13 protein-coding genes are annotated in these 16,816 nt (G+C 65.5%); 4 read left to right on the top strand and 9 right to left on the bottom strand.

The annotated features are described in order from the left end of the window. Window positions 1-54 precede the first annotated feature (54 nt). Together TX80_RS01600 and TX80_RS01595 are read right to left on the bottom strand one after the other, a co-directional pair. On the bottom strand, window positions 55-732 hold the full coding sequence (locus tag TX80_RS01600; protein ID WP_049921126.1) for a helix-turn-helix domain-containing protein: 678 nt from the start codon (window positions 730-732) through the stop codon (window positions 55-57). A gap of 326 nt (window positions 733-1,058) precedes the next feature. Continuing rightward, window positions 1,059-2,327, bottom strand: a complete 1,269-nt coding sequence (locus TX80_RS01595) for an HAD family hydrolase (RefSeq protein ID WP_049921125.1) — start codon at window positions 2,325-2,327, stop codon at window positions 1,059-1,061. A 208-nt stretch (window positions 2,328-2,535) separates the two neighbouring features. Here TX80_RS01595 and gfcR point away from each other — a divergent pair, with 208 nt between their 5' ends. Continuing rightward, entirely contained in the window at window positions 2,536-3,189 is a 654-nt protein-coding gene (gfcR, locus tag TX80_RS01590) for a transcriptional regulator GfcR (protein ID WP_049921124.1), read from the top strand. A 36-nt stretch (window positions 3,190-3,225) separates the two neighbouring features. Here the strand turns inward: gfcR and TX80_RS01585 are convergent, their stop codons facing one another. The 5 genes from TX80_RS01585 to TX80_RS01565 all read right to left on the bottom strand — a co-directional run bounded on the left by TX80_RS01585 (window position 3,226) and on the right by TX80_RS01565 (window position 8,818). Next, window positions 3,226-4,308 carry a glutamate--cysteine ligase gene (locus tag TX80_RS01585; RefSeq protein ID WP_049921123.1) on the bottom strand — a complete coding sequence of 361 codons (1,083 nt, stop codon included), beginning with the start codon at window positions 4,306-4,308 and terminating at the stop codon, window positions 3,226-3,228. Window positions 4,309-4,422: 114 nt separating this feature from the next. Continuing rightward, window positions 4,423-5,634: an outer membrane protein assembly factor BamB family protein gene (locus tag TX80_RS01580; RefSeq protein ID WP_049921122.1), complete on the bottom strand. Its 1,212-nt coding sequence runs from the start codon at window positions 5,632-5,634 to the stop codon at window positions 4,423-4,425. A gap of 59 nt (window positions 5,635-5,693) precedes the next feature. Beyond that, the gene (locus tag TX80_RS01575) at window positions 5,694-6,350 is read right to left on the bottom strand and encodes a fibrillarin-like rRNA/tRNA 2'-O-methyltransferase (RefSeq protein ID WP_049921121.1); all 657 of its coding nucleotides are present in this window, start codon (window positions 6,348-6,350) and stop codon (window positions 5,694-5,696) included. Further along, window positions 6,343-7,212 (bottom strand): NOP5/NOP56 family protein, encoded by an 870-nt coding sequence (locus TX80_RS01570; protein ID WP_049921120.1) that lies wholly within the window; start codon window positions 7,210-7,212, stop codon window positions 6,343-6,345. Before TX80_RS01570 ends, TX80_RS01575 begins: the two co-directional genes overlap by 8 nt. Window positions 7,213-7,279: 67 nt before the next feature. After that, window positions 7,280-8,818 carry a TrkH family potassium uptake protein gene (locus TX80_RS01565; RefSeq protein WP_049921119.1) on the bottom strand — a complete coding sequence of 513 codons (1,539 nt, stop codon included), beginning with the start codon at window positions 8,816-8,818 and terminating at the stop codon, window positions 7,280-7,282. A 943-nt stretch (window positions 8,819-9,761) separates the two neighbouring features. Between TX80_RS01565 and TX80_RS01550 the strand changes: the two genes are divergently transcribed. Next, entirely contained in the window at window positions 9,762-12,080 is a 2,319-nt protein-coding gene (locus tag TX80_RS01550) for an amino acid permease (protein ID WP_049921116.1), read from the top strand. 9 nt (window positions 12,081-12,089) lie between these two features. Here the strand turns inward: TX80_RS01550 and TX80_RS01545 are convergent, their stop codons facing one another. Continuing rightward, the gene (locus TX80_RS01545) at window positions 12,090-12,839 is read right to left on the bottom strand and encodes an Lrp/AsnC family transcriptional regulator (RefSeq protein WP_049921115.1); all 750 of its coding nucleotides are present in this window, start codon (window positions 12,837-12,839) and stop codon (window positions 12,090-12,092) included. Between the two features lie 389 nt (window positions 12,840-13,228). On the opposite strand from TX80_RS01545, the gene TX80_RS01535 reads away from it, so the two are divergent. Further along, window positions 13,229-13,900: a potassium channel family protein gene (locus TX80_RS01535; protein WP_049921113.1), complete on the top strand. Its 672-nt coding sequence runs from the start codon at window positions 13,229-13,231 to the stop codon at window positions 13,898-13,900. Then, complete coding sequence (locus TX80_RS01530) at window positions 13,897-15,444, top strand: TrkH family potassium uptake protein (protein ID WP_049921112.1); 1,548 nt, start codon at window positions 13,897-13,899, stop codon at window positions 15,442-15,444. Before TX80_RS01535 ends, TX80_RS01530 begins: the two co-directional genes overlap by 4 nt. Window positions 15,445-15,604: 160 nt before the next feature. On the opposite strand, the gene TX80_RS01525 is transcribed toward TX80_RS01530, so the two are convergent. After that, the gene (locus TX80_RS01525; protein ID WP_049921111.1) at window positions 15,605-16,732 is read right to left on the bottom strand and encodes a DUF63 family protein; all 1,128 of its coding nucleotides are present in this window, start codon (window positions 16,730-16,732) and stop codon (window positions 15,605-15,607) included. Window positions 16,733-16,816 lie beyond the last annotated feature (84 nt).

Here is a 16,816-nt window from a genome sequence, read left to right as displayed (position 1 = left end):
ACTGTCTCCGGACAGAACCGCGACGACGGCCACATCCGGCACCCTGTATGTCGACTATTCGGTCACCATCTCGCCCGTCGCTTCGTCGAGCTGCTCGCTCGCGAGCACGCGGTTTGCCCGCCGGAGCCGTTCGGACAGCGCCTGATGCGAGATGTCGAGTTCTCTGGCGAGTTCCTCGAGCGAGATCTCGCGGGGAACGTCGTAGTAGCCCTGCCGATAGGCCTCGGCGATCGCCTCCTTCTGAGCGTCGGTCAGTGCGGCCGTCGTCTCGAGGTCCTCGTCGCCGCCGGCCTCGACCATCCGCCTGACGTCGATACGGACGCCGCGGTCCTCGATCGCGGAGACGGCGTTCGAGAGTCCCTCACGGTCGGGAAAGAGCAACCGAAGCGTCCACTGGTCCTCGGCGACCTGTGCGTCGAGTACCGTGCCGCCGTGCCTGTAGATCGCACAGCAGACGGAGCTGACGTCCTCGCCGTACTCGAGCCGGTAGAACCACTCGCCGTCCCCCGTCTCTTCGAGCAACCGGTCGTACTCCTCGACGGTCGAGTCGGTTTCGAGCGCCCGCTCGAGGGCGTCGGGATCGACGTTCGAGAACCAGACCAGCGGCGTCGTTCGGACCGGCCCTTCGGCGACGACGCTTTCGACCCGCAGCTCCAGTTCCGGAAGCTGCTGGAACGTCTCCGCGAGCGCGAACTCGTCTGTCGATAGCGTGAGTTCGGCGATCGTCGTCATCGATCGATCACCCCGAAACGGCCCGAGTCCGGTTTGCAAGCGACACCACTGCCGTGGCGTACTGGTCGCCGTCCCGGTTGACACGCGCTGGCACCGGTGTCGGTCGACGGGACGGACCGACCAGTACGGTGGAGGGACTCGAATCGGATCATAATTGCCTCGTATGGAAGGGGAGCCGTCGGTGCTGCTCGATGACGGCTCCTCCCGTCCGGATCGCGTCGGGAGAACGAACGGGACGGATCCCGTTGATGGGCAGGCCTTTGTGTTCCAGCGTTTTAAGTGTGCCAGCGGTCGCTCGTGGCGATCGCGATACCGTGGCCGATCGATTACCCGAGACGCGCCAGACGGTTGAGCGCGTACACCGTCCGCAACACGTCGACGCTTTTGCCACGGTCGAAGACGAGTTCGTCCGTCTCGAGGACGTGCTCGAGGGTGTCCCGCGAGGCGTGTTCCGGTGCGGCCGCGATGCCGCTGTCGTGTTCCGCGACCCATCGCATGACCCGGAGGTCGCTCTTCGAGTCGCCCATCACGAGCGCGAACGGGTCGTCGACGCCGAGGACGTCGAGCGCGCGTTCGACGCCGACGACCTTGTTCAACTCGAGGCTTCCGATTTCGGCCGCGTCGGCCTCGTAGTAGGCGACGTCGATTCGCTCGAGGACGGCCGTGAGGGGGTCGGGAACGGCGTCGGAATCGAGGTCGGGATAGGCACCTTCGCCCTCGAGAACCGCCCGGATCTCCGGGTCCTGTGCCGCATAGAACGCGCGGGTCCAGTCGACGATCGCCTCGCCGTCGATCTCGGCACCGCCGTTACCGTCCGACTCGAGGGCCGTCCCGACGGCGTCGGCCAGCAGGTCGATCAGGTACACGAGCGCCTCGTCGATGACCTCGCGCGCCATCGACGATCCGGTCTCGTAGTTGGGTTTTATCGTGACGTTGAACTCGTTGCCCTGCAGGTGACAGCCCCGCCGGAGCGACTCGGGAGCCTCCGGAAGCACCCGCGAGCGCACGTCGTCGAAGACGTCCCGGATCTCCGCGTCGAGATCCTCGTAGAGCAGTTGTTTCGTCTCCGCGCCGTGACCCGGCGTGAACACGCCCGTACCGGCCTCGTAGACGATCGAGAGATCGCCGGAGTGGACGATCTCGCTACCCAGTCCCTGGATTGCAAACCCCTTGACGTTCTCGAGGGTCTGGCCCGTACAGATGACGATCGGAACGCCCGCCTCGTGAAACTCCGTCAGCACGTGCAGGGTATCCCGGGGGATCTCGTTGTCGGTACCGCCGGCCGACCGCAGCGTCTCGTCGACGTCGAGCACGAGCACGTTCACGGCCCGGCCGTACTTCGCCTCGAGATCCAGCGCCGTAAACGCCTGATCGCGGGTGGCCCGCGAGGCGACCTCGGCGAACGTCTCGCCGGCCGCGAAGTCGGCCCGGATCTCGTCCTTGCGCGACTCGAGTTCCTCGGTCGCCCCCTGCCAGTGTTCCAGAGCGACCCTCGAGTCGACGGCGGGGAACACGTCGACGAACTCCTGGTACTCCCGCAACGTCTCGGTATCGTACTCGTCGTAGAGCCGGTAGACGAGATCGTATCGTTCCATGTCACCTACAGGCAGGGGCAGCCGGATAACCGTTTTCGGTCGCGGCCGCTTTCGGACCGATCGATACTGATTTATCCGTTTACTCGCATTGGAAAGAGTTTTCATGTCCGGAACGGGAAGAGTGTCGTATGATCACATCCACCGAGAAGTATCGAACCGTTGTGGACGACGATACGCCTATAAAAACGGCGTCCGAACGCGGTAGCATATGAAAAACGTCGACGACCTGATCGAGAGCGCAGCGGAGCTTGCGGATCGGGGGCTTTCGAAGGGCGAGATCGCCGACGAGTTAAACGTCTCCCGGGAAACCGCGAGTTGGCTCGTCGAGCGCAGCGACGTGACGACCGCACCGTCCGGACAACCGAGCCAGCGCCGGGAGGAGGGAGCCGGCGGGCCACAGGACATCCACGTCGACTGGTCCGCGATCGGCCGGGACAGCAAACGGATGGGCCACGTCGCCACCGCGATGGCCGACTTGCTGGCCAAACACGGCGAAGACGTCGACCTGACGATCGGCATCGAGAAGGCAGGCGGCCCCATCGCAACGCTCGTCGCGCGTGAACTCAGCACGGATCTCGGCACCTACACGCCGGCGAAACACCAGTGGGAGGAAGGCGACATCGAGGACCTCGGCGGGACGTTCTCGCGGAACTTCGCCGGTATCCGCGACCGCGAATGCTACATCGTCGACGACACCATCACCAGCGGCACCACGATGCGGGAGACGATCGAGGCCATCCGCGCCGAGGGGGGTGAACCGCTTGCCTGCGTCGTCCTCGCGGACAAACAGGGCGTCGAGGAACTCGACGGCGTCCCCGTCTACTCGCTGTTGCAGGTTATCAGCGTCGGCAAGGACGACTGACGAGTTTCGCCGTCGCGAAACTCGATCCCGCGGTTCTCATTCGGTGCCGAGAAACAGCGACTCACAGAGGGCGTCGGGACCCTCGTCCTCGAGCAGGCGTCGCTGTTTGCTCGCCCCGCTTTCGCGTTCGTAGACGCGTTTGATCCCGTCGATCCCCAGCCGTTCGCACTCGCGGTCGACGAGTTCGCCGAGGTCGACCGTCCCCTCGAGATCCCGATCGATGAGTGCGGCGTCGTGACCGTGACGGATCGCTCGCCACTTGTTTTCGTCGAGCAGCTCCCGCCGGTGGCGGTAGCCGTCGGCTCCGTCCTCGTACTCCTCGGCCAGCGTTTCGACGAGGGCGTGGGCGTACTCGACGAAGGCGACGACGACGTCGGGATCGGCCTGTCCGTCCGGCGTTCTGAGTTCCACCGTTCCGTGGGCGGTGTGCGGGCGGACGTCGTACCAGAGTTCCCCGCGGTCGTTGATCGATCCGGTCTCGAGCATCCGGCGTTCGAACCGGTCGAACGCCTCGTAATCCTGAAAGTACGTCGGCATCCCCGTGTTGGGAAGCGCCTCGAAAATTTTCGCGCGCGCGGACTCGAGGCCGGTGTCGAACCCGTTCCAGTACGGCGAGTTCGCCGACAGCGCGAGCATGATCGGGACGTACCACCGCAGTTCGTTGGCGATCCAGACGGCCTTGTCGGGGTCGTCGACGCCGACGTGGACGTGGACGCCGGCGGTGGTGTTGCGATGCTGTGGATACTGGATTCGGTCGAGTTGCGACCGATATCTCGGCTTTTCGGCGTGCTCGAGTTCGCGCCACTTGGCAAGCGGGTGAAGACCCGCCGCGGCGATCCGGTAGCCGTGCTCGCGGGCGTGCTCGACGAGCGCACGACGGATCTCGAGCAACCTCTCGCGGGCGGCGTCGGGGTCCTCGATCAGCGGCGTCTGGCTCTCGATCACGAACTTGAACAGTTCGTGATCGAGTCGGTCCTCGAGAATCGCGGGCGGCTCGTGCTCGTAGACGAGTTCGTCGGTACCGCTCGTGGGCCGGCCGCGCTCGTCGACGATGAAATACTCCTCCTCGATCCCCAGCGTGCCCATACGCGTAAACGATTCCGGCGACCCGCGTTCCATCGTGGGTGCCTTTCGGCCCCGATAGTAAATACGGTTTGGAGTCGGCGCGTTCGGCCGCAACGTCGACGCCACGGGCCGATCCACACGTCACGCTCGAGGCAGCCGCTGGATGACCTACGCTTCCTCGAGGGCGTAGACGCTGTTGTCGCCGCTCCCGACGTAGACGACGCCGTCGACGACCGCCGGCGTGCTGGCGACCCAGCCGTCGGTGCGGAACCGCCAGCGCGTCTCGCCGGTCTCGGCCGAGAGGGCATAGATGGAGCCGTCCTCGTTCCCGACGTAGAGGCTGTCGCCGACGACGACCGGACTGCTCCGAACGGCGCGAAAGCCGCCGCCGTTCCAGTAGTACGTTTCCGGACCCGGAGTGTCGTCACCGTCGGTTTCGGCGGCCGAGGGTGAAAGCGCGTACACGTTCCCGTCGAAGCTCCCGGCGTAGACGGCGTTCTCGACGACGGCCGGACTGCTGGTCACCGAGTTTTCGGTCTCGAAGCGCCACCGGATCGATCCCGACTCGTCGTCGATCGCGTAGACGTTGTTGTCGTTGCTGCCGACGTAGACGACGCCGTCGGCTACCGTTGGTCTGCTCTGGATGCGGGCGTGCGTGCTGACGGACCACCGCTCCTCCTCGGACTCGATATCCACCGCATAGAGCGTCTGATCGGCGCTCCCGACGTAGACGGTTCCGTCCGCGACCGCTGGTGCACGCTGTACCGCTTCCCCGGTTTCGAAGGCCCACTCCTTGTCGCCGTCGTCGGCCGCGATCGCATAGAGGGAGTTGTCGTTGCTGCCGACGTAGACGACGCCGTCGGCGACGGTCGGACTGCCGGCGACCTTGTCGTCGGTTTCGAAGGTCCACTCCTCGTCGCCGCTGTCGGCCGCAATCGCGTAGACGGTGCCGTCCTGGCTGCCGACGTAGACGGTTCCGTCGACCACTGCGGGGCTGCTCGAGACGGCGTCGCCGGTGTCGAGCGACCAACGTTCGTCGCCGTCGTCGGCCGCAATCGCGTAGACGGTGCCGTCGTTGCTGCCGACGTAGACGGTGCCATCGACCACCGCCGGGCTGCTGTACACGGAGCCGTCGGTATCGAACGACCAGCGTTCAGCGACGTCTTCCGTCGGTCCCGTCCCCGGGGCGCGACCGGTGTTGGCCGCATCGAACTGGAACATCGGCCAGTCCACGCTGTCGTCGGTCGCGATCGGTTCGACCGTCGGGGTTTCCCCGCCGGGACTTCGCTCTTCGGGACCCGAGAGACAGCCCGCCAGCCCGACCACACAGGCCGCCGTCGTCCCCCGAAGGAGATCCCGGCGCGTTCGGTCGCGATTCATTTTATCGTAGGTTCACGGACGGGAACATATAGGTTTCTTCATACCCGCACGGCCACCTGTCACCGGGGCCGCGCGACGACGCCGAGGTGATCCGCGTGGTACGGTTCGAGCCGTCGGGTTTCGAGGAGTTCATAGCTCGCCTCGAGTTCCGCGCGAACGTCCGCAAAGACCGCGTCGGGATCGCGGGTCACGTCCTCGCTTCTGGCCTTGACGGCAAGCAGCAGTCGCCCGTCGTCCCCGAGAAACCGCGCGTTCTCGAGGGCGACGCGGGCCTGTCCGCGCGTAGCGACGTCCTGAACGATCGCGTCGACGTCCGATTCGACGACGTGGGCGTAGGTGTCGGGCTTGCGGGCGTCCTTCAGCAGCGGGAACAGTCGCGGGCGCGACTCGGCGGTCTCGAGGAGGTCCCGGGCCGGCCGCGCGGCGAACTCGACGGCGTAGGTCGGCCCGGCGAAATCGGCGACGTGGCTCACCGTCGTGCCGCTTGCAGCGCCGAGATAGAGGACCGTTTCGCCGCCCGACAGTCCCGTGTCCATCCCGTGTTCGAGCATCGCGCCCAGTTTGGAACGGTTCGGATTCCACGCGCGCCACTCGCCGTCCGTGGGTTCGCCGTACACCGGCTCGCCCCGGGTCGCGAGTCGACTCGGCCCGTCGAACGCGTGGCGCTCGACGCCCGCAGGAAGGCCGGCGGTCGACGCCGAATCCGCGTCACTCATCGTCGCGACCCCCGTCGTCGGCACGCGCCTGAATCGTCTCGATCCGCTCGGCCAGTTCCGCCTCGAGGTCGGGCTTTCGCTCGCCGGAGTAGTGATCGACGCGGGCGGCGATCGCCAGTTTCCCCGCGAGCGCTCGCGCCGCCGACCCGCGATCCTCGGGTCTGGTTCCCCGAACCGCATCGTGCGTGTAGATGATCCCGTGTTTGGGCGACGAGGCGTGTCCGCGGAGGTGGGCAAACAGCGCGTCCTCCGCGCCGAGGACCTGTATCGTGCCGCTTGGCTTTTTCGCCAGCGTCTCGAGTCCGCCGGCCAGCGAGATCAGCCGCGCCGCAAGCACCGGGCCGGCCAGCGCGGCGAGGTTCGGCGCGATGGTCGGCGTTTGCCGTTTGACGAACGCGCGCAGCTCCTCGGCTTCGGTCTCGAGGTCGACGACGCGTTCGGCAAGCGAGCCGATCGCCTCCTCGCCGCCCGCGGGCGGGCGGTCCCTGTCGATCAGGTCCCGGGCGTACTCGATGCCCGTTCCCGCGTCGGGATCGACGGTCCCGCCCCACTCCGCCAGCCGCTCGGCGAGTTCGTTTGCCGTCCGCTCACAGTCGTCCATCGCCCGGACCGCGTGGACGAGCTGGCGGTCGTCCGCGGTCTCGCGGTCGGTCACCGCGGCGCGGGTCGCCGCCATCGTCGCCTCGTGTAACAGCTCGTAGTAGGCGTCCTCGTCGTCGGCAACCCCCGCCTCGACGGCGAGTGCGGGCCAGTCACGCGGCGCTGCGGCCGTGCCGTCGCGGATCGGCTCGAGGGCCGACTCGGGGTCGTCGGGATCGACGTCCGCGAACCACCCCTCCGTCGCGGCGTGTTGCTCGGTCATACGTCGGTATAGCGACCGGGCTCGTATATGCGTTCCCGAACCGAACCCGACGGGCCACGGTCCGGCGTTACCGCTTCCAGAACGCACCCGTAAACAGGACGAGCGCCGGAATGACCTCGAGCCGGCCGATCCACATCAGAAAGACCATCAGGAGTTTCGAGGTCCACGGGAACGCGAGGTAGCTGCCGAACGGCCCGAGCTTGCCGAACCCCGGGCCGATGTTTCCGAGCGTCGCGATGCTCGCGCTGATCGCCTCGATCGGGGATAGCGCGAGGCCGACTCGAGCCGAATCGATCACGATCACGACCGTCGAAACGCCGAATATCAGCAGGTACAGAAGTGAAAAGCCGAGCACGGCGCGGATCGCGTCTTCGTCGATGACGGCCCCGCCGAGCCGGATCGGTTTCACGGCTTCCGGGTGGGCGGCGGTGAACAGTTCCCGTCGGGCGAACTTCAGGACGACCAGCCAGCGGATAACCTTGATCCCGCCGCCGGTCGAGCCGGCGCTGCCGCCGATGAACATGGCAAACAGGAGCACGAGTTGCGCGGTCGGACTCCACTCGGCGAAGTCGCTCGTCGCGTATCCGGTGGAGTTCAACAGCGAAACGATCTGGAAGAGGCCGTGTCGGATCGACGGCTCCCCGAGGGCGGCGGTCGTCCCGCCCAGATCACCGAGCGGCGGGGCGGCTCCCCGGTAGAGGAGTGCCCCGACAAGCGCGGCCAGTACGGCCATCGAGCCGGCGTAGGCCCGCAGTTCCGTGTTCTCGAAGAACCGTCGCGGTTCCCCCCGGAGCACGTACCAGAACAGCGCGAAGTTGGTCCCCGCGATGACCATAAACGGGATGACGACCCACTGGACGGCCGCGGAGAACGCCGCGATGCTGTCGGCCTCGGGCGAGAACCCGCCGGTCGGCAGGGTCGTAAAGCCGTGGGCGACCGCGTTGTAGAAGGTCATGTTGTCAGCCAGCCCCGCGAGGTGAAGCGCGTAGAGTAGCCCGATGTACACCACCGTGAACCCGAAGTAGACGAGCCAGAGGATGCGGGCCGTCTCGGCGATCTTCGGTGTGAGCTTCTGGAGTTCCGGCCCCGGGGCTTCGGCCCGGATCAGTTGCGCGCCGTTGACGGCCAGTTCCGGCAGGATCGCGATCATCAGAACGATGATCCCCATGCCGCCGAGCCACTGTGTGAGCTGTCGCCACATCAGGAGGGCGTGGGAGTGGCGATCGAGCGAGATTTCGCCCATGACGGTCGCCCCCGTCGTCGTGAACCCGGACATCGACTCGAAGAGCGCGTTCTCGGGCTGTGCGAGCGTCGATTCGGTTCCGTACCCCGCGAGAACGTACGGGATCGCCCCGACGACCGCGACCGCGAGCCACGAGAGCGCGACCAGCAGCATCGCCTCGCGCGGTTGCAGGTCCGGGTCGGGATCGAGTCGCTCGAGGAGATAGCCCAGCGCGACCGTCAGCGCAAGCGTCGCGACGAACACGAGGATATCCTCCCGGTAGATGAGCGCGACGCCAACCGGAACGAGCAGGGTCAACGCGAGGTACTTCAAAACGGTGCCGGTCAGCGCGAGACTGGCCCGCCAGTCGACCCGGATCGTCATGGTTTCACGGTGGGGCGGAACCAGCGGGACGTGACTCCGTGCTTTCGAGGCACCCGTGCCTTCGAGTCGGCATCACGACCTCGTCTGACGCGGCTACGCGATCGTCGATCGGCGACACGCGCGGCGGAACCGACCGCCAGCCGGCCGGATGGCTCCGAACTGACGGCCGGATCGAAGCGGCGCTGCCCGATCGAGAAGGCGTTCGCCGACCGGTCCACCTGACCGGGGCCGGCGACGCCTGACCGTGGCTGGGTCAGAGACATGGTCGACCAGAACTGACGTCACTACATAGTTGTACTGAAAACCGCTCGGTTCGTACAGCCGCCGGCGCTCGAGTGAGACGTGTTTCCACCGTTTTCCGGGACGCGTTCCTGACCCGTCGGTTCGTGCCGCCGCCAGATGACCTATATGGCTCTGAACCGTAGCTTCGAGAAGCATGCCTCGCCTGCCAAGCGTTCGACATCCGAAGTCGTTTTTCGACGTGTTTTCCGTCTCCGTCGCCGCGATATCCGTCGTTGCGCTCGCTCTGGCGCTTTGGCACGGCTCGTTCGTTCGAGTCGAGATGGCCGCGTTCGTGATCGTGGTGTTTCTGTGGGCCATGTGGGCAGTAACCCAAATTCTCAAGCACTCGGTGGAGCATTCGAACCGAACGCGATAACCCCTCGAGCGGCGACGTATCGACCCCGACGGCAGTAGACAACCGGTCCGCTCGTCGCGGTCCGTTTTGTTCGACGGCAAACGAACCAATTAAGAGGCGAGTGACGCTTCGATTTACTATGGTTCGGAATACACTCGCTCAGTCCCGACTCTCGCGACGAAGACGCGTATCGGTCGCCTCCGGGTTCAACATCGGCAACGGATGATCCTCAAATGATAGTGAATACAACTATGGGAGCAAACCTGTCGCGGGTTTCGACGGCTGACCTGCCAAGAGGTGATGGCAATGGCTGACGACGAGGAGCTCGCCAAGGATCTCGGCTTGTTCTCGGCGCTTGCGGTCGGTATCGGGACGATGATCGGCGCGGGGATTTTCGTCCTGCCGGGGGCTGCCGCTCAGGAAGCAGGGCCGATCGTCGTGCTCTCGTTTCTCATCGGCGGTTCGGTCGCCATGATAAACGCGCTCTCGGTGAGCGAACTCGGAACGGCAATGCCCAAAGCCGGTGGTGGCTACTATTACATCAATCGGGCGCTCGGCCCGCTGTTCGGGTCGATATCCGGAATGGGCGACTGGATGGGACTCGCCTTCGCGAGCGCGTTTTACTGTATCGGGTTCGGCGGCTACCTCACGGACCTCTTCGAGGGCGTCGTAGTCACGGTTCCCGGCGTCGGTGCGGTCGAACTCCTCCCGACGATCGTTCTCGGACCGCTCGTGCTTTCGGACATCCAGGTCGGTGCGCTGATCGCCGGCGTCGTGTTCGTCGGCGTCAACTACATCGGCGCAAAGGAGACCGGCGGCGTCCAGACGGCCATCGTTACGTTGCTGCTCGGTATTCTGACGGTCTTTGCGGTCGTCGGCTACTTCTCGTTCGACTGGGGAACGGTCCTCGTCGACGGCAGCGTCGCGCCGCTCGGCTACGGCGAGGTACTGCCCGGTGCGGCGCTCGTGTTCGTCTCCTATCTCGGCTACGCGAAGATCGCAACGATCGGCGAAGAACTCAAAAACCCCGGCCGAAACCTCCCGATCGCCATCATCGGGAGCGTCGCCATCGTGATGTGTATCTACGCGATTCTCGTCGGGCTCATGGTCGGGATCATCCCCTACGATGCGATCAGCGAGAAGACGCCGATGTCGGACGTTGCCGAAATCATCTTCGCCGGCAACCTCGGTGTGGTCGGTATCACGTCGATCACGCTGGCCGCGCTGCTGGCGACGGCCTCGAGCGCGAACGCGTCGATCCTCGCCTCCGCGCGGATCAACTTCGCGATGGGCCGGGACAAGATCGTCAGCAACTGGCTCAACGAGATTCATCCCCGGTTTGCCACGCCGTACCGGTCGATCGCCGTCACCGGCGGGATGATCGTGGTGTTCATCGCCGTCCTCGGGGGCCAACTGGAGGTGTTGGCGAAGGCGGCGAGCGTCCTCCATCTCATCGTCTACGCGCTCATCAACGCGGCCCTCATCGTGTTTCGTGAGGCCGACGTACCGGAGTACGACCCCGACTTTACGGTTCCGCTGTACCCCATTACTCCGATTCTCGGCCTGGTCCTCTCGCTCGGCCTGATCGGCTTCATGAAAGAGATCGAGATCATGCTGGGGCTGTTGTTCGTCGTCCTGGCCGTGACATGGTACGGCGTCTACGCACGCCATCAGACCGATCGCGAGGGCGTACTCAGCAACTACATCCTCTCGCGGCCCGAGGAGATGCCGGACGCGGCCGTCACCGCCGCCACCGTCGCCAAGCCGTCCGGCGGGAACGAGTACACCGTCGTCGTTCCGGTCTCGAACCCCCAGACCGAGTCCGATCTGCTCGAGCTGGCGAGCGTTCTCGCGAAGGCCAACGACGGGGTCGTGCAGGCCGTCCACATCGTCGAAGTCCCCGACCAGACGCCGCTTGCCGAAGGGTCAGAACACGTCCAGCGGATCGACGAGGAATCACAGGCACTGATGGACCGGGTCCGCGAGAGCACGGAAACGCTCGAGGTCCCCGTCGACGTTCGGACGGTCGTCTCACACCGCTCGTTCGAGGAAGTGTTCGACGTTGCCCGACGGGAGCAGGCCGACACGGTCGTGATGGGATGGGGGCCGGACCGTCCCTGGTCGGCCGGGCGTGCGGAACGCCCCCTCGACGAACTCACGCACGATCTCCCGTGTGATTTCCTCGTGCTCAACGATCGCGGTCTCGAGACCGACCGCGTGCTCGTTCCGACCGCCGGCGGCCCGGATTCGGAACTCAGCGCCGAAGTTGCCCGCTACCTTCGCGACCAGTCCGGTGCCGAGATCACGCTCTTGCACGCCGTCGACGAGGGGTCCCGGGCCGACGGACAGGCGTTCCTGAGCGAGTGGGCGGCCGATCACGGTCTCGAGGACGCCACAATCAGGGTCGATACGTCCGGCGACGTCGAGGAGGCGATCGCAACGGCGGCTCGCGATCACTCGCTCGTCATCATCGGGGCGACCGAACGCGGCCTCCTCTCGCGGCTGCTTCGGGGGTCGCTCGCCTACGACGTCGTCAACGAGGTCGAGTGTGCCGTGTTGCTGGCCGAGCGGCCGACCTCGCGATCGCTCCGGGAGCGGCTGTTCGGCGATCGGTCGGACGAGTAACGAGCGCGGCTACGACTCGCGGTTTCCGCCTTCGAACGCCTCGAGCATCGAATCGGTGATGCCGCCCCGAGAGAGCACCGTCAGCAGATCGCCGGCCTGGATCGCGCTCGCTCCGGTCGGCGTCAGCACGGAGTCGTCCCGTTCGATCGAGACGACGAGCATCCCGTCCTCGAGAACGCCTTCGCGTCCGGCGCGTTCGAGCGTCATTCCGACGATCGGCGCGTCCTCGGCGACGGTGATCTCGACGACCTCGTTCCCGCCGGCGAGGCTGATGTAATCCGAGAACTGCTGGGGAGTCTCGTCGGGACCGAACGGCTGGTACGGCTGGAACCGGTCCGTTCGGACGAGTTTTTCGTCGTCGATCTCGAGTCCGAGCGACGTGAGTTCCCGTGAGATATCGGTGAGCGCGTCGATATCGCGGCCGACCGCGAGAACGTGGAGGTTCTCCCGTCCGGTCGCAAACGAGCGAACGTTGACGACCCCGGGGATCGTCCGTGCCTGTTGTGCGAGTCGCGGCTGGTCGTCGAGGGGGGCCGTCGCCACGTAAAGTGTCGAGAGCAGTCCGTCGGCGGCGTCGAAATCGACGTTGGCGTGATACCCCCTGATGACGCCGGCCTCCTCGAGTTGGGCGATACGGTTCCGGATCGTCGCGGGGGAGACGCCGACTTCGTCGGCGATCATCGGCGCGGACGTGTTTCTGGCGTCCCCCATCAACGCGTGGATGATGCGTTTGTTCACTTCGTCGAGGCGAATGCTCATAGCCGCCGGTACGTCGGTGGCCGTGAAGGGTGCTGCCTTTTGCTGTCCGTGGATCGTCCCGCTGGAGGAGCATGTCTCCAAGCAGTCGATAGCATATCCGATACCTATCGTATTAGCACCGTTACTGAATCAGTAGATTAGAAGGATATTTACTGACGAATCAACAACCCCACTCACGAGAAAGACCGATGCACTACTGTACGCCCGACAGAGAACACGAGAACAGCCGGATCGGACGCGGAACGGCCGGGCCGATCCGATCGGTCGGCCGGACCGCCATCGAAGACGGCTCGGTCGAAGCCGTATCCGAGAGCCGATATGCGGCGAGTGACCGTCCTGTCGTCGGACCTCGAGCCGACACCGGCGGTTCAACGGAGTGATCCCGACCGATGTATCTCATCATCGTCGGCGGCGGAAGCATCGGTTCGAACCTGATCGAGCTCGCGGTACATGACGGCAACGACGTCGTCGTCATCGAAAGCGACGAGGAGCGAGCCAACGAGATCGCGGCGGAGTACGACTGTCTGACGCTCAACGCCGACGCGACGAACCACGGGACGCTCCGGGACGCGGAGATCGACCGCGCGGACGCGGTCATCTCCACGACCGACGTCGACGCGGTCAACATCATGGTAATGTTGCTCGCACAGGAACACGATGTCCCCAACCTCGTCAGCGTCGTCCACGATCCCGGTAACCTCCCCATCTTCGAGAAGATCGGCGTCACGCTGATCGAAAACCCACAGCGGCTGATCGCCGATTACCTCTATCACTCGGTTCGCTACCCCGGCGTCAGCGATTTCGTCGACCTCGACGACGAGACGGAACTGGTCGAACTCACAGTCACCGAGACCGCGCCGATGAACGGTCAGCGTCTCATGGCCGCCACGGAATCGGGCGCACTGCCCGACGGCTGTCTCGTCGTCGCCCTCGAGCGCGACGGCGAGATCCGCGCTCCCAAAGGGGAGACGACGGTTCAGGCGGGCGATCAGGTGACGGTGTTTACCGACGACGCCGCGCTCGAGGCCGCCGTCGCGGCGTTTACTGACGATCAGGTATGAGAGTACGCTATCGAACCGTCGGCCGCGACGTCGGCCGCATTCTGCAGGTCGTCTCGCTCATGCTCGTCGCGTCGATACTGGTCGCCGTCGTCGTCGGCGAGTTCTTCGCGGTGCCCGCCTTCGCCGTCGCCGCGCTCGTGATGGGCGGTATCGGCGTCGGACTGGCGCGATGGTACCGGGACGCGGCGACGCCCGAGAAGCTCGAGGCGATGGTCACCGCGGCCAGCGCGTGGGCGATCGTCGGTGTTCTCGGCGGGTTGCCGTTTCTACTCATCGCGTGGACGATCGCGCTCGATCCGTTCCCGGCGTGGGCGAACACGCCGCCGACGGACGAGACGACGATGATCTTTCTCAACCCGCTAGACGCAGTGTTCGAGAGCATGAGCGGGTTCAGCGGGACCGGACTGACGATGGCCGCCCGCGAAGAGGACCTCCCGATGTCGCTGCACTGGTGGCGCTCGTTCACCGAGTGGATCGGCGGCGTCGGGGTGATCGTCCTCACCGTCGCCATCCTCGCCCGCCCCGGCAGCGGATCGCTCACCCTCTACGAGAGCGAGGCCCGCTCCGAGAAGATCCATCCGAGCATCGTCAACACGGTCACGGAGATCTGGAAGATCTATCTCGGGCTGACGCTCGCCTCGATCGCGCTGTTTCTCGCGGTCGGGATGGGAAGCTGGGACGCGATCAACCACGCCATGACCGGCATCGCCACCGGCGGGTTCTCCGTCCACGAGGCCTCGATCGGCCACTACAACGAGCCCCTTATCGAGTACGCGGTCGTGCCGGTCATGGTCGCGGGCAGTATCGCGTTCCCGATCCACTACCTGATTCTGAAAGGCGAACTCCGCAATTTCTACAAGGACATCCAGACCCGCTGGGTGTTCCTCTGGTTCGGACTCGGCTCGCTCGCGCTGACTGCGGTCCTCGCGGCCAACGATCAGTACGGATCGCTCGAGGAGACGTTCCGGATCGCCCTCTTCCAGTTCGTCTCCGCGACCTCGAACACCGGGTTCGGGACGGCGACGATCGGGAACGGAACGGAACCGGTCTGGACGGCCGGCGCGACGCTGGTGACGTGTCTGGGGATGCTCACCGGTGCCGCTGCGGGATCGACCGTCAGCGGCCTGAAGCTCATCCGCGTCATCACGCTCGTCAAAGGAACGGCCTGGCAGATCGGGAACGTGTACCGGCCCGATAGCGCAGTTCGACGGCTCCGGATCGGCGAGCGGAGCCTCAGCGAAAACCAGACCCAGCGGGAGTACACCGAAGCGATGGTCGTGTTCGTCCTCTGGGTGACCGGCCTCGTGATCGGGGTTTCCGTACTCCTGTGGCTGCTCTCGCCGGATCATCCGCTCGAGTACGTCATCTTCGACGTGATGAGCGCCCAGAGCAACGTCGGTCTCGACTCCGGGATCACCGGTCCGACGATGCCCGACGGCGCGAAGGCGATGTTGATCGTCAACATGTGGATCGGCCGGCTCGAGGTCGTCCCGGTCGCGGTGTTGCTCGGCGTCGTGTTCCGGTCCCTCGATCTGTACCGGTGAGTGGATCGGGACGGCCGGGAGAACCCTGATCCCGCCTGTGGGGGCGAATTGCGACCCTCGCCGAGGAGCCGCCCCGGATGAGACGCGTCGAGGACAGGACGGCGACCGCTGGGCGGCAGCTGAGTCTGGAGGGCTCTGAACGGAAACCGTGTGCAGACGGTCAGACGCCGAACGTCGCCCGGAGCATGTCGCGAGTGCCGGGACCGAGACCGACGGCGACGACGGTAATCATCAGCAAGATTGCGTATCGGGGGCTCTCCTCGAAGACGGTTTCGTCGAAGATCCAGACGACGAGGACTGCGGCGGCCAACTTCACGAGCAGGAACGGCCAGGCCGCTCCGGTGACCGCCACGATGTTTTCCGGCAGTATCGAGCCGGTGGCGTCGACGATCGCCTCGTTGATCGGATGTTTCGGACGGAGGTTGTGTGCATGACCGAACGCTGTCGCCCAGTCGAGTCCGATGACGTTCGCGACGCCGTCGACCGCGTGCGCCCAGATGACCACGATCCCCATATACCGCGTGCCTCGGTTGATCTCGGGTGCGAACTGCACGATCGCACCCCACGTGACCGCCGTAGCGGCGGTTGCACCGACGAGCGTGGTCACGAGCAGCCACGGATAGAACGTTCCGTACGGTTCGGTGGCCGCAGTGAACCCGAGATAGCCGACCGTGACCGCGAGCAACCCCGTCCCGATCGCAGCCAGCGGATACTCGTAGCCCGAGACGTACCCGTTTCGGTCGAGCCAGACGGAGACGACGACGGCGGCAAGCGTGACGAAAAAGACCGTGAAGTAGATGAGCGGACTGATGAGGATACCGACCCACGGCAACTGGATGGCGAGTTCGCCGGTTACGCGGTAGGCGGCGACGTTCATGTCCTCGACGACCCGGAGCGCCCCACCGAACAGCATGAACGGGAACAGGCCGTAAAAGCCCGCGCGATAGCGATCGATATCGAGCCGGCCGACGAGAAAGACGATCCCTGTCAGAAACAGGACGAGCGTCGGAATGTAGCCGGCATAGGAGACGAACGTGTATCCCGGCTCGGCGGTCGGACCGGCGTTGGGACCCGCCTCGCCACACGGGACCTGCTCGCCGCCGGCCCAGGCGATACAGTTCATGTCCTGCGCGTCGGCGACGACCGGCCCCCAGAAGTACTGCCAGATAATGTCGATGTAAATCCGCTGCGGGAACGTTATCGCAGCGAGCGTTACCGCAACGGCGAGAAGCGCGACGGTCGCGGCCCAGATCCGTTCCGGGCCGTACCGCTCGACGTACTCGTACATACCCGATACCCGTCGTGGGGGCCGCTTACCGTTTCCGGTTTTTCGCGGTCAGTGACCCGGGAGCCCGAACGTCCGACGCCGTCC

The sequence above is a fragment of the Halopiger djelfimassiliensis genome, from assembly GCF_000455365.1.
GTDB classification, from domain to species: Archaea; Halobacteriota; Halobacteria; order Halobacteriales; family Natrialbaceae; genus Halopiger_B; species Halopiger_B djelfimassiliensis.
This window is presented reverse-complemented; position numbering and strand designations above follow the sequence as displayed.